The sequence below is a fragment of the Xanthomonas cannabis genome (assembly GCF_040616535.1).
GTDB classification, from domain to species: Bacteria; Pseudomonadota; Gammaproteobacteria; order Xanthomonadales; family Xanthomonadaceae; genus Xanthomonas; species Xanthomonas cannabis.
On sequence record NZ_CP136580.1, the window covers coordinates 3828504 to 3842345 of the forward strand.

Sequence of the window (13842 nt, forward strand, 5' to 3'; positions counted from 1 at the left end):
GCTGGCGTCGGCAACGCAGTTTGATGGTCCGTCGATATCGGCCTTTCTCTTTCAGGGACGCCTTCAGGCTAGACCAGTAGCAGGCAGCCGAGTGCCGCGCCGATGTTTTCGCATTGCAGCTCGACGCCAGGACGCCGGCAGCGACAGACGCCCACCCAGCTGTGCCTCGCGCCTCGATCCGGCGAGCGGCGTTATGGCGCCATCGCCACGTTGATGCCCAGCGTGATCCATCCGCGTGGTGCGTTGAGACGGTCACGGCCGGCGACCAGATCGATGCTGGATGCCTTGCCTACCAGCCTGCGCAGTCCGACTTGCCCCCCCTGCCCGCGATGATCGTCGACGAACGCCTCGCCCAGCACGATCCATGACGCGGTGACGGTGCGCTCGACTCCGATACCGGCATTGGTAGTGTCTGGCCCGGCAGGGGTTGCAACGAGGCCGGCGTTGAGGTGGAGTCGCGTGGCCACGGCCTCGCCGAATGACCAGGTCAACGGCACCGTGATGTAGCTGGCACGTTGGTGTGGATCCTGCCACGACCGTTGCATGCCCACTGACAACGCCAGGCCCAGGACGTGGTGATCGGGATCGCGCAGGACCCGCTTTGCGCCGATATCCACGGACGTCGCACCGTGCCGCATAGTGCTGAGGCCCATGGCGATCTCCGTGCCAGCGACATTGCAAGCCGGCACAAGCGTGCTTGACGCACTGGCCGGCATTGCCCGCCACCACGCCTCCAACTGACACTGGCCACGCGGCGTAACGCCCGCATCGTCGACGACCATGCTGGCCGCTGCACGCGCCGACAACGGATGCCACAGCGCGAGGGCCACCAGCAGCACGGGGAAATGACGCAATTGCTTCATGCGGGTTATTCGATAAAGACGCACTGGATCTCCGTCGACGTGACACAGACCGCCGGGTCGGCATCGCAACAGGCAGGTCCAGACACGTCGCCGGGCCTGGCCCTGCCTGGCAGCAGGCATCAGCCGGGCATTTGGTTGGCGTTACTGCCAGGGAATGGGCCGTCTGATGAAGGGGCTTCCCTGCTCCACGGGCGCGCCAGAGGCGGCATCACTGCAGTCACCCAGCTTTACCTCACTGGCAGGCTTTGCCTTCCATGACTTGCTGCGCGGCGAACATCGGCACCTGCGGCATCTTGCCTGCGGCTGCCTGCTGCTTGGCGTCTTCCAGATAGATGCGCGATTGGCCCTGGCCATCGAGTTGCGGCTTGGCGTCCACCGGCTTGCGCCAGATGCGCACCACTGCCTGCTGGCTTGGGCAGGCGGCGCTGGGGACGCGGATCACGTCATTGTAGATCCAGCCCGACGCGACGCTGGGAGCGGCCTTGGCGTAGTCCACGAAGCGTGCGCGGGGCTGGCAGTTGGGGCTGCTCCGCACGACAGACAAGGTGTACGGCTGCGCGGCGTTGCCGGTGAACACGCCTTCCAGGCGTGCACAGGCTTCCGGGATCTGTCGCAAGGTATGCACGGCACCGACAGCTTGCGCAGTACCAGGCGCACGCGCCTTCAACTCTGGCGCCGGTTCTGCGGCGAATGCGCTGCCGGTCAGCAGCAAGGTGGCAAGCAACGCTGCATGCCTGGACGCGGTAGGGTTCGACATGGAGACTCCTGGATCGGCTCGATCACGTTGGCCGCAGGCTGTCACGTGACAACTGAACCACGCGCCAAAGCCCTGAGGGTGGCGGGTCTGCAAGGCGCGGCGCATACTCGATCGCGATCCGGCCACCTGAACATCGCGACGCGCATTGTGGCCCTTGCGGCCGTCGAGTCCGTATTGGCTGTCACTCGTCGCGTGCATCGCCCCTGGTTCGTCCCGACCGGATGACATCCATTCTCTGGGAGGGGTCATGCTGGAACACTACGGGTTGTTGCTCGCGCTGGGTTGTGCGGTCTTGGCAATCGTCTATGGAATCGTGTCGGCGCGCTGGGTGGTCGCCCAGCCGAGCGGCAACACGCGAATGCAGGAGATCGCCGCGGCGATCCAGGAAGGTGCGCGCGCGTATCTCAACCGGCAGTACCTCACCATCTCGATTGCCGGTGGTGTGCTGTTCGTGTTGGTCGGACTTTTTCTGAGCTGGTACACCGCAATCGGGTTCGCACTGGGTGCCGTGTTGTCGGGGCTGGCCGGCTATATCGGAATGAATGTCTCGGTGCGTGCCAATGTGCGCACCGCCGAGGCCGCGCGGCAGGGGATCGGCAAGGCGATGGATGTGGCTTTCCGCGGCGGCGCGATCACCGGGATGCTGGTGGTGGGGCTGGGCCTGCTCGGCGTGGCCGGCTACTACGCGGTGCTGCAGGCCATGGGACTGCCGTTGGAGCAGAACCTGCATGCATTGGTCGGGCTGGCCTTCGGGTCGTCGTTGATTTCGATCTTCGCGCGCCTGGGCGGCGGCATCTTCACCAAGGGCGCGGACGTGGGCGCGGATCTGGTCGGCAAGGTCGAAGCCGGCATTCCCGAGGACGACCCGCGCAACCCGGCGGTGATTGCGGACAATGTCGGCGACAACGTGGGCGACTGCGCCGGCATGGCCGCGGATCTGTTTGAGACCTATGCAGTCACCGTGATCGCCACCATGCTGCTCGGCAGCCTGACGCTCGCCGAGGCCGGCCCGCACGCCGTGCTGTATCCGCTGGTGCTCGGTGGCGTGTCGATCATCGCGTCGATCGTGGGCGCAACGTTCGTCAAGGTCAAAGCCGGTGGCTCGATCATGGGAGCGCTTTACAAGGGCGTGATCGTGTCCGGCGTGCTGGCTGCGCTGGCCTACTGGCCGATCACCCAGTCGCTGATGCGCGACAACCTCCATGGCGCTGCCGCATTGTATGCCTGCGCGCTGATCGGCCTGGTACTTACCGGGCTGATCGTGTGGATCACCGAGTACTACACGGGCACGCAATACACACCGGTGCAGCACGTTGCAGCGGCGAGTACCACCGGCCACGGCACCAACATCATCGCCGGACTCGGCATCTCCATGAAGTCCACTGCGCTGCCGGTCATTGCGGTGTGCGCGGCCATCTGGGGTGCGTTCCACTTTGGAGGCCTGTACGGCATTGCGATTGCTGCCACGGCAATGCTGTCGATGGCCGGCATGATCGTGGCGCTTGACGCCTATGGCCCGATCACCGACAACGCCGGCGGCATCGCGGAGATGGCCGAGCTGCCGCCGGAAGTACGCGATATCACCGACCCGCTGGATGCGGTGGGCAACACCACCAAGGCGGTCACCAAGGGCTATGCGATCGGCTCGGCCGCACTTGCAGCGCTGGTGTTGTTTGCCGACTACACCCACAACCTGCAGGCAGCCAATCCCGGCCAGGTCTTCGCCTTCGACCTGTCCGACCACACGGTGATCATCGGATTGCTGATCGGTGGATTGATTCCGTATCTGTTCGGTGCGATGGCGATGGAAGCAGTCGGCCGCGCTGCAGGTGCAGTGGTGGAAGAGGTACGCCGCCAGTTCCGCGAAATCCCCGGCATCATGGCCGGCACCGCCAAACCGCAATACGACCGTGCGGTGGACATGCTGACCCGCTCGGCCATCCGCGAAATGATCGTGCCTTCGCTGTTGCCGGTCGTGGTTCCGGTCGTGGTCGGATTACTGCTCGGACCACGCGCGCTGGGCGGTTTGCTGATCGGCACGATTGTCACCGGCCTGTTCCTGGCCATTTCGATGACGACCGGCGGCGGCGCCTGGGACAATGCCAAGAAGTACATCGAGGATGGTCACTTCGGCGGCAAGGGCAGCGAGGCGCACAAGGCGGCAATCACCGGCGACACCGTGGGTGACCCTTACAAGGACACCGCAGGGCCGGCCATCAACCCGTTGATCAAGATCATCAATATCGTGGCCTTGCTGCTGGTGCCGCTGCTGTAGGCAGGTGGTCACCGGGGTTGCGGGACCTGGCGCCACCTTACCGGCTGCACAGGGCGCAGGCACGGAGCCTGCGGCCTGTGCGAACCCTATGGCGATCAACGGCAACGCTTGGAGCGCCAGGACGGAGGCAGGGTCCCTGCCCGCGCCTGCGTCCAGGCAGGCCCACCCCGTACGACGACGGTGGCCCCGTCGTGTCACCCCTCACCTGCCGCCGGACACGCGGCTCTGGCTGGAGAGCCCTGACTCGCCCGAAAAGCGCGCGTCGCGACCATCGGTCACAGGCAGCCGATCAAGCCGTCGTAAATCGGCGGTGCGCCGCCCGGCAACGGTTCGAACAGCGGATTGGTCACCGCCAACGTGCGATACAGCTCGTCCAGGTGGGTACCGGCCTTCAAGGGCGCCGTGCAACGCCAGACTCGGCTATTCGAACGCAGGTAGCCACTGCCAGGGTCGACGCTGACCTCGCTGGCACCGAAGGTCCAGATGCAGCTACGCACCACGCCGGTGACGCGGTGGACCGAACAGCGAAAGCGTAGCGGTTGGTAGTCGCTGAATTCGCCACCGCAGAAGGTGTCGCCGCAGATGTCGTCGAAATCCCGGTCGAGCCGCTGCTCCAGGTCGATGAACCGCTCCCAGCCCTCGCCGTTGGCCGGCCAGTCCACCGCATCGACATACGTTGGCGACGGTGTTGCCGCGGCGGCAACCTGTGCAGCGAGAGACAGCAGCAAGACGACGAGCAAACGCGTGAGCCTGGTCATGACGATTTCCCGAGCGGTGGATGAGCCTGCAGCCTGCGCCGCCGGCCCGTTCGCAACGATCGGGAAGCCACTCGCGATGAATGCGGGCTATGCCGCATCGCCCCCTCAGAAGACTGCCCATTCAGTGTCGCTGCAGCGCAACAGCCGAACGCGTAGAATCGCGCTCCACACACTGCTGACGTCTCGGAGCTACCCGCATGGGCCTTGAACTGGTCACCTCTGGCAAGAATCTGCCGGAAGAAATCAATGTAGTCATCGAAATCCCCAAGGATTCGGAGCCGGTCAAGTACGAAGTGGACAAGGCCAGCGGCGCGATCTTCGTGGACCGCATCCTGTCGACCCCGATGCGTTACCCCTGCAACTACGGCTACGTGCCCAACACCCTGTGCGGCGATGGCGACCCGGCCGATGTGCTGGTGGTGCTGCCGCTGCCGCTGGTCCCGGGCTCGGTGGTGCGTTGCCGCCCCGTCGGCGTGCTGCGCATGAGTGACGAAGCGGGCAGCGACGAGAAGATCCTGGCAGTGCCGATCGAGAAGATCTTCTCCGGCTACGCGCACATCGAAGACATCAACCAGGTCTCCAGCCACTGGATGGAGCGCATCGGCCACTTCTTCGAGCATTACAAGGACTTGGAGAAGGGCAAGTGGGTCAAGCTCGACGGTTGGGGCGGCGCGGCCGAGGCCAAGCGCATCCTGGTCGAGTCGGTCGAACGTTATAATTCCGACGCACCCTGAGCCGTTGGCTGTGACACTGCTCCGCACTGCGGAGCGACCGGGATCACGCTTTTGCCGTGATCCCGGTGACCGCCTTCGGCAGATTGGGTACATTTGCCGACTGCGTTTGGCCGGCGTCCGCCGCCGGTGACTTCTGGGGAAGTGTCTTGCGTATTCTGTTTGTTGGGGACGAAGCCAGTCTTCCGTCCGACCTGATCGACTATGTCGCCGATCTCGGCGATCAGTGGCAGGCGCAGCAGGTGGCCGATGGAAATTCGGCGATCGAAGCTGCCGCGTTGTCGCCGTTCGATGCGGTCATCGTTGCACCGGTGTTGCCGGACCTGACTGCCGCCACCTTGCTGGGGCAGATCCGCACCTTGCGCCCGGACACCATCCGGATCGCGCTGATCGATGCGCAGGATGGCCAGCGCACGCCGCCAGCCCGCATCATTGGCGTGGCCCATCGTTTCCTGCCGATGCCGCTGGCCCCGGAAGTGCTGCTCGAGGCGGTGACCAGCCTGGAAGAATTGCGCGATCTGCTCAGCAACCCGCGCTTGCGCGCTGCCATCGGGCGCATCGAAAAACTACCCTCGCCGCCGCACCTGTATCTGAGTCTGATGCACGCGCTGGAAGAAGACGATGGCGCCGATGCGGCCGACATCGCCAAGTTGATCGCCGGCGACCCGGCGATTGCGGCCAAGGTGCTGCAATTGTGCAATTCGGCGTTCTTTTCCGGCGGCCGCAGCATCACCGACCTGCGGACTGCGGTGACCCGTCTGGGCGTGGCGACCTTGCGCGACCTGGTGCTGGCCAGCGAAGTCTTCTCGGTACAGACATTGACCCCGGCCGAGCGTAGCGCGATGCAGCGTCGCGCCCTGCTCTCATCGCGACTGGCAGCAAAAGTGTTGCCACCGACCAGTGCAGAGTTGGGGTCCACGGCGGCCCTGCTGGCCGATATCGGCCTGCTGCTGCCAGGCGTGCGCGACGAGCGCGAGCCGCTGCTGGAAGGCGGCGACGAGCGTCTGGGCCACACCGAAGCCGGCGCGTATCTGCTGGGCCTGTGGGGCCTGCCGATGCCGATCATCGAGGCAGTGGCGTTCCATCGGCATCCGCAGCGCTCCAGCCTGCGCAGCTTCTGGGTCACCGGCGCGGTGCACGTGGCCACCGCGCTGGCCAGCGGCGAGGCGGTGGACGAAGAGTATCTGTCCAAGGTGGGCGTGATCACCCGCCTGCCGGCCTGGCGCGAGCAGGCCGATACCTTGCTGGGGCTTGCCGAAGCGTAAGCGGCGACGGTAAAGGCAGCGATTGAAGGACGAAAGGCGCGATGACATCGCGCCTTTTTCTTTGGTGTTTCGCCACAGCATGACGCGGGCAGGATGCACGACGCGCATCTGCGGGGCGCCGGCCTGCAGGGTCAGCAACTCCGCGATTGGCGGGACCTCACGGACATGCAGATCCTGCAATGATGCAGCCGAATCCATCCCAACGCGGTAGCGATTGGCCTTTGGACCAAGCATGGCACCAGCCATGGCTTCAGGCACCTGCGGTGGTGACGCTGGTAACCGGCATCAGTCCATATCGGACTGCTCGTACGCAGTCGGACAATCGTAAATCCCCCACGCACCGCTGTGGTGTCGCAGCGAGCCCTCCACAGGCGCTGGAGCCGCGCGTACGCATCGCACCGGAGATGCAGCAGCTTGGCGCTCACCAGCGCGGCTCATCCGCACGCCGCACGGAAGGCCCGCTCAGTGGCGGGCACAAAAAAAGCGGGCCTTTCGGCCCGCTTTTTTCGACACACTTACATCGCTTCGATGATCAGAAGCGCTGGTTGTACTGCACGAACAGGAAGCGGTCGTAGTCGAGCATCGGATCGATCGCCGCGGTGCTGCTGTTGGTGATCGAGTAGGTGATCGGCGGCTGCTTGTTCCAGATGTTGCGGGCGCCGACGGTCACGCTGCCGTCCCACGGAGCCTGCCAAGTGACCGAGACGTCCTGATAGGAGATCGAGCCCTTCTTGTTGGAACCGGTGCCGCCGCCCCAGCCCGGATTCGGCGTCTGGTAGTTCGGGTTGTTGCACTCGATGCCTGCCGCTGCATCCCAGCAGTAATCACGGAAACCGCCGTAGTAACGCAGGTTCCAGTTGGCCGACAGCGAACCCAGCGACCAGTCCAGACCCAAGGTGGCACGCACGCGCGGGAAGTTCCAGTAACCGGCCGCGTTTGCCCACTCTGCGCCGGCTTCCGCCTGCGACTTGTAGGTTGCCAGGTAGTTAGTGTCCAGGTTGACGGCGAACTTGCCGTAGGCGGTTTCCGGCATGCGGTAACGCACGCCGAAGTTGTAGCCTTCGGTTTCCAGACGACCCAGGTTGACGTTGCCGCGGCTCAGCGTGGTGACCTGACCGCTGATCGGGTCGCGACCGTAGTCGGCACAGTAGCTGGCCAGGTTGTTGAGGTAGCAGTTGTTCAACACATCATTGGCAGTGAGCGAAGTGATGATGTTGGAGATCGAGATGCGGTACCAGTCCAGCGAGAAATCCAGGCCCTGCACCCAATGCGGGCTGTACACCATGCCCACGGTACGGGTGATGCTGTATTCCGGCTCCAGCTCGGCGTTGCCCACGCCCGAATTGAACGGCGCGTTGCCCTGCACGTCGCGACGGGTCACCGGGTTGCCCGCGGTGTCGGTCTGACGGTAACCGGCCGGCAGGCCTTCGCCGGCGCAGCGTGCTGCCACGCCTGCATTGCCCAGCGAGCCGAAGGTGGCGTCGCACGGATCGGTGAAGGTATCGAACGTCTGCGAGCCGCCACCGAAGGTGTCCGACAGGGTCGGCGCACGGAAACCGGTGCCGTAGGTACCACGCACCAGCAGGTCGTCGATCGGCTTCCAGGTGAAGCTGAACTTGCTGTTGGTGGTGTCGCCGAAACGGCTGTAGTTGCTGTAACGCGCAGCCACGTCGAACGACAGTTCCTTGGCGCCCGGCAGATCCTTCAACACCGGGATCAACAGCTCCAGGTAGGCTTCGTTGGTCTGGTAGCGACCTTCGGTGGCCTGTGCAGCCAGGTCGGTGGTGTAACCGGCGCTGGACAGCTGATCGGGGTAGTCGTAACCGCTGATTTCGCGGTGCTCGACGCCTGCGGCGAAGCCCAGCTCACCGGCCGGCAGATCGAACAGGCCACCGGTGACGTTGGCGGTCCACTGCTTGCTCAGGCTCTGCTGCGTTGCCTGACCCAGTGCATTGATGTACTGCAGCGCGTTCGGCGTGGAGGCCGACGGGCCACCCAGGATGTTGAACGGGGTGCACTGACCCAGCGCATTGCTGGTGCCCAGCGCGATCGGAGCCGCTGCGGTACCGCACTGCACCTGACCCTGCGCATTGAGGAACGAAGGACCCAGTGCCTTCTGCAGCGCCAGCAAGTTGATGTTGCCGCGCGACACCTGCGTCACATCGTACTTGTTGTAGTTGAAGCCCACGTCCCAGTTCCAGCCGTGGCTACCAACGTCGAATACGCCTTCCAGCGCCGCATCGAAATGCAGGGTCTTGACGTTGCTTTCGGTGGTGCGCGGCAGTTCGATGGTGCGGCGGAACCAGCTGGTGATGTCCTGGCCCATCGGGTTGTAGTAGCTGCTGCCACTGATCGCCACCGGGAACTGCGGCTGCGACGTTGCCTGCAACGGATACCCGGCAATCTGACGGTTGGACGTACGTTCCGAATACATCGCCGTTGACTTGAAGGTGATGTTGTCGGTGAGGTTGTAGCTGCCGGTGGTGAAAACCGACTTATTCTTGCTGGACTGCTGCAACATCATCTGGTCGACGGAGTTGTAGTAGTCGTCTACACCTGCGCCAACGTGATAGTTCGACAGGCTGCGTGAATCAGCGCCGACGCCCTTGCCGTCAAACGAACCGGTGTGGTTGAGCACCCACTGGTTGGGCGACCACGTGCCTTGGCCGGCACCGACGACATTGCCGTCAGTGTCGAGATAGTTGCCCGCGCCCGGCGTACCCACCGCGCGTGGATCGTTGAAACGGCCCCACGGACCGGTCGCGCTCAGGCTGTCTTCGATGTGGTTCGGGCCGGCCGAATAACGGGTCAGCGCGCGATCCTTGGCCCACACCGGATCTTCATTGGTGTAGTTGGCACCGAACACCAGCGAGGCACGGTCGGTGGTGGTGCCGGCGGTGAAGGAGTACTGCTCCTTGGAACCGTCGCCACGACCGTTCTGGCCGAAATACGCCGACGCTTCCGCGCCGTCATAGTTCTGGCGCAGGATGATGTTGACCACACCGGCCACGGCATCGGAGCCGTAGATCGCCGAGGCGCCGTCCTTCAGGACTTCGATGCGCTCGATCAGCGAGCTGGGAATGGTGGACATGTCGGTCAGGCCGTTCAGGCTGCTGGTCCAACGCTTGCCGTTCACCAACACCAGGGTGCGGTTTTCGTTCAGGTTGTAGAGATTGACGTACTGGCCGCCCTGTTCCGGATCGGAGGTCAGCACGGCAGCCTTGCTGTAAGTCTGCGTACCGGCGATCGAAAGGTTCTGGAGGATGTCGCCAACGCTGACCAGACCGGACTTCTGAATGTCCTGCTGGGAGACGGTGAATACCGGCTGTGCGGTTTCGACGTCGACCGAGCGAATGCGCGAGCCGGTGATTTCGATGCGGTCCAGCGTCGTGGTCGACGGGGCGGCGGACTGCTCTTGTGCATTGGCGGCAAAAGCCGGCGTCAACGCGATCGCAATACCGGCGGGCAAAAGGCCCAGCCGCACTGCGGAAGTGCGAAGGTTCATCAATCTCTCCAGGGTTCGTTAGTGGCGCGTTAAGCGCCCCTGTGCAAATTACGATTGCGTGAACGCCGTCGCTTTGCGCGTCACGTTACGTGGCTTTGCCGAATCTGGCGGATTGGTCGCCTGGTCGCGGTAGTGCGATGCGGAGACACCAAAGCGCGCACGAAATGCACGCGCAAAACTGCAGCAATTGTCGAAGCCGCTGGCGGCTGCCACTTCGCCGATCATCATCGAGGTATCGCGCAACAAGTCGGAGGCGCGCTCCAGGCGCAAGCGGGCCGATAAGGCCTGCGGGCTCTCTTCGTACAGGCTCTGGAAGGTCTTGGAGACATACCAGCTGGAGAAGTTGGTCAGCTGCGCCAGTTCGCTGATGCGTACTACCCGGTCGCTGTTGCCTTCCAGATACAGCCGCGCACGCTGCATGCGCCCGAACACCTGACGGCGGCGGCTACGCGAGCGACCCGGGCAACGCTGCTCTTGTTCGATGAAGTCGCGCTGCATCGCCGCCAGGTGCAGCAACAACGGGCGCGCGGACGCGCCACCGTTCTGCAGGGCCGCATTGCGCCAGAGCCGTAACGCGATGCGCAGATCACTGCGCGACAAGTGGCTGCGCCCCGGGTAGAGCGTGGCATCGGTCAACTCGGCCAGCGACTGCAGGCTGTCGCCATCCAGGCTGACGCCCACGCACAGGGCACTGCGATCGGCCTGCACGGTTGGGTGCGAATCCTTGTCGAAGGCGATCCAGTCGCCGGCACGCAGACGAAAGCGGCCCTCTTTGGATTCCACCCAGGCACGGCCGCGCAGCTGCACCCACAGCGTGAAGGTGGCGGACGTCGTGCGGATGCTGCCCAGACGCGACACTGCCAGACACGTGGTCGAGGTCGACTCGCCGGCGCCGTCCAATGACAGCGCGAGCCCGCGATCGGCAGTGATGACCTGTTGCATGTTGGCAGCCCCGTTTACAAAAGAGGGCGTAGTGTTTTGCCGAATCTGGCGTGAGTCAGGAAGTTCCGACGAAGGTGTGCCGAAATCGATCCGAAGCCTTTCCGAATAAATTACGAGGCGACTTTTCTCAATATCGTCAATAAGTTGGATATGAAGCCGACGGAGACAGACGAACGTTCGGGCAGTGCCATATAGGCGATCGAACTGCCATCCTCTTCCGCCAGCGCGACATACATCGCGCCGCTGCGCTGGTCGAGGCTGAAGCCGTTGATGGTGGTGAACTTCGCCACGTCCAGGCACTGCGCATGCTGGCTGCGCAGCTCGCTGTCATGCGTCGCGCAACTGTCGCTGGACGACAGGTAGTGCACCTGGCCATTGGTTCCGGGCGCCCAGCTGCGATACCGCCAACGCGTCGGCTGCTGCGGGTCCACCGGCTGCAGCGTATCGGCCGCCAGCGTCGGCGCGATCTGCCACAGCCCGCCACCACTCAGATGCGTGAACAGCACCTGCCCGCTGACCCGGTCCAGCCGTAGCTGCGACACGTCCGCCAGCGTGGCCAGCGCGCGCCACGGCGTACTGCGGCGGTCGTACAGCGTGGCGAAGGTGTGGCCATCGTCGGCCGCAGCCACGACCAGCAAGCGATCAGGATCGGGAAGATGGATCGCCTGCAACGGCCGCGCCTGGGGCACCGCAAGGCGCACGGCCTTGCCAGTCCCCGGGGTCACTTCGAACAGCGCCGCATGCCCGTCGACATCGCTGCCGCTGACCAGCACCTTGCGCGAGTCGGCGGACCAATCCGCCGCCTGCCGCGCATCCGGCCGCAGGCCTTCGATCAGCCGCACCGAGCCGGGCTGGGTGACGTCACCCCACCACAGCCCATACGCGCCGGAGCGGTTGGAGGCGAAGATGAGTTGGCGACCGTCCGGCGCGATCATCGGTTGGTCATCACGCCCGCTGGAGGGAAACAGGCGGCGCCGGATGTAGCCACCATTCATGGGGTCATGAATGACCTGATACACACCAAACTGCGGCTTGCGCTGCACGAAGACCAGGTGGTCGTGCGCCACGTCCGGCGCCTGCGCATCGTCCACGCCCAGGTCATGCAGGCTGCGATCGACCAGATCCAGCCGATACAAACGCGCCTCGCTATCCACGCGGCGCCCGAATACCAGCCCGCTCCCGTCGCGCAACCAGCTCCAACCGCGAATATCGGCATTGTCATGCGTCAACCGCTCGGCGGTGCCGCCCTGCGCAGGCATCCGCCACAGGTCGCCGAGCTGCGGGTTGCGCAGGAACACGATCCACTGCCCGTCCGGGGAATAGCGCGGCGCGTAGTCGAAGTCGCCCGGCTCCGCGCTGTAGCGCAGCGCCTGCCACTGCCCGGTGTCCAGATCCAGGCGCCGAATCCGCGCGCCCTCCTGTGCGCCGGTCATGCTGCCGAACAACAACGCACGCCCGTCGGGCGACCAGCTGAAACTGAGCATGTCCGCGCCATCGCAGCGGACCACCTCGCGCGCTGCGGCCGGGCCGCTTGCCGCCGCAATCATGACCCTGCAGCTTCCATCCGGAGCCTGCCTGGAGAACGCAATCTCACGGCCGTCCGGCGACCACGCAGGCAGGCGATCGGAGATGCCGGGCGCCGGTGTTTCCAGCACGCGCGGGTAGGCGTTGTCGGTCGTCTTGACCAGGATCGACGTCCCCGGACGATCGCTGGTCAACGATGTATACGCGACCATGCGGCCGTCCGGCGACAGGCTGGGAGTGAGATCGAATCCGCCGCCTGCGGTAATCACCTGATACGGTCGTTTGGGGCTGCCCGGCACCGCGCTCGATGTCGCCACCGGGTCGGCCGGCACATGCAGCCAGAGCGCGCGCAGCGCCAGCCCGAGCACCGCCAGCAAGGCCACGCCCGCGATCGCCAAGGCCATCCAGCGCCGCCACCGCGGCGTCATCGCAGCAGCGCGCAAAGATGGGCCTGCCGCCGGTGCGGGAACAGGGATGGTCGGCGCTGTTGCACTCACGCGCGCTGCAGGCGCGGGCAGCGCTGCATCCAGAACTGAGGGCGCCTGCGCATGCGACGGCGATTGCGCGCCAGGCACCTGCGCCACCAGCGAGTCACTCTCCGTCTCCCACGCCACCGGCGCCATCAGCCGATAGCCGGTCTTGGCAATCGTTTCGATGTGCTCCGAGCGCTGGCTCCCATGAGTGGCCAGCGCCTTGCGCAGCTGCGTCACCGCCTGGGTGACCACATCGTTGGTGGGCAAGGTATCGGGCCACACGTCGGCGAGCAGCTGCTCACGCGTGACCACCTGCCCCGGCTGCCGCGCCAGGCTCAGCAGGACCGCCAGGGATTTGGGCGCCAGCCGCGCCACACGTCTGGCTCCGGGCGCATGCACTTCGCGCGAGGCAACGTCGACCACGCACGGGCCGACACGCAGCCGGCCAGAGGGCATTGCAGTAACGGGAGGAACACTCATCGGCAAAGAACACGCATCGGCATGCAAGGACAACAAAGGACGCATCACGCAATCCGCGCGAAACGCCAAATTCAGCAAAGGACCACGACCAACTGTGTCATGCATCCATTTGGTGCAAATTTTACCCTATGCCCCGTTGCTTCCTATGACAGGCGGCGACGTCAGGCTCTCTCTCTCTCGCCGACGAATTCAAATAACGACGATGTTCCCTTCGCGCCTTCTGGCGCGATTTTTTTATCTGCGATTCAGGTAAAACCGTCGAGAGCCTT

At 64.6% G+C, this 13842-nt stretch carries 9 protein-coding genes; 3 read left to right on the forward strand and 6 right to left on the reverse strand.

Features of this window, described 5'->3' with window-relative positions:
* Positions 1-191: 191 nt before the first annotated feature.
* Complete coding sequence (locus RZV17_RS16170) at positions 192-863, reverse strand: hypothetical protein (protein ID WP_355604951.1); 672 nt, start codon at positions 861-863, stop codon at positions 192-194.
* Positions 864-1095: 232 nt separating this feature from the next.
* Positions 1096-1620 (reverse strand): hypothetical protein, encoded by a 525-nt coding sequence (locus tag RZV17_RS16175; protein WP_355604954.1) that lies wholly within the window; start codon positions 1618-1620, stop codon positions 1096-1098.
* A gap of 247 nt (positions 1621-1867) precedes the next feature.
* Between RZV17_RS16175 and RZV17_RS16180 the strand changes: the two genes are divergently transcribed.
* Positions 1868-3895, forward strand: a complete 2028-nt coding sequence (locus RZV17_RS16180; RefSeq protein ID WP_166745263.1) for a sodium-translocating pyrophosphatase — start codon at positions 1868-1870, stop codon at positions 3893-3895.
* A gap of 275 nt (positions 3896-4170) precedes the next feature.
* On the opposite strand, the gene RZV17_RS16185 is transcribed toward RZV17_RS16180, so the two are convergent.
* Positions 4171-4653, reverse strand: coding sequence for a hypothetical protein (locus tag RZV17_RS16185; RefSeq protein ID WP_355604957.1), 483 nt, complete (start codon positions 4651-4653; stop codon positions 4171-4173).
* A gap of 197 nt (positions 4654-4850) precedes the next feature.
* Between RZV17_RS16185 and ppa the strand changes: the two genes are divergently transcribed.
* Positions 4851-5387 (forward strand): inorganic diphosphatase, encoded by a 537-nt coding sequence (gene ppa / locus RZV17_RS16190; protein WP_005990841.1) that lies wholly within the window; start codon positions 4851-4853, stop codon positions 5385-5387.
* A gap of 146 nt (positions 5388-5533) precedes the next feature.
* Complete coding sequence (locus RZV17_RS16195) at positions 5534-6649, forward strand: HDOD domain-containing protein (RefSeq protein ID WP_039407294.1); 1116 nt, start codon at positions 5534-5536, stop codon at positions 6647-6649.
* 532 nt (positions 6650-7181) lie between these two features.
* Here RZV17_RS16195 and RZV17_RS16200 read toward each other — a convergent pair.
* From RZV17_RS16200 to RZV17_RS16210, 3 genes are all read right to left on the reverse strand, one after another.
* Positions 7182-10154 (reverse strand): TonB-dependent siderophore receptor, encoded by a 2973-nt coding sequence (locus RZV17_RS16200; protein ID WP_184438392.1) that lies wholly within the window; start codon positions 10152-10154, stop codon positions 7182-7184.
* 48 nt (positions 10155-10202) lie between these two features.
* Entirely contained in the window at positions 10203-11096 is an 894-nt protein-coding gene (locus tag RZV17_RS16205; protein ID WP_184367575.1) for an AraC family transcriptional regulator, read from the reverse strand.
* Between the two features lie 110 nt (positions 11097-11206).
* Positions 11207-13549 carry a winged helix-turn-helix domain-containing protein gene (locus RZV17_RS16210; protein ID WP_355604963.1) on the reverse strand — a complete coding sequence of 781 codons (2343 nt, stop codon included), beginning with the start codon at positions 13547-13549 and terminating at the stop codon, positions 11207-11209.
* Between the last annotated feature and the right edge of the window lie 293 nt (positions 13550-13842).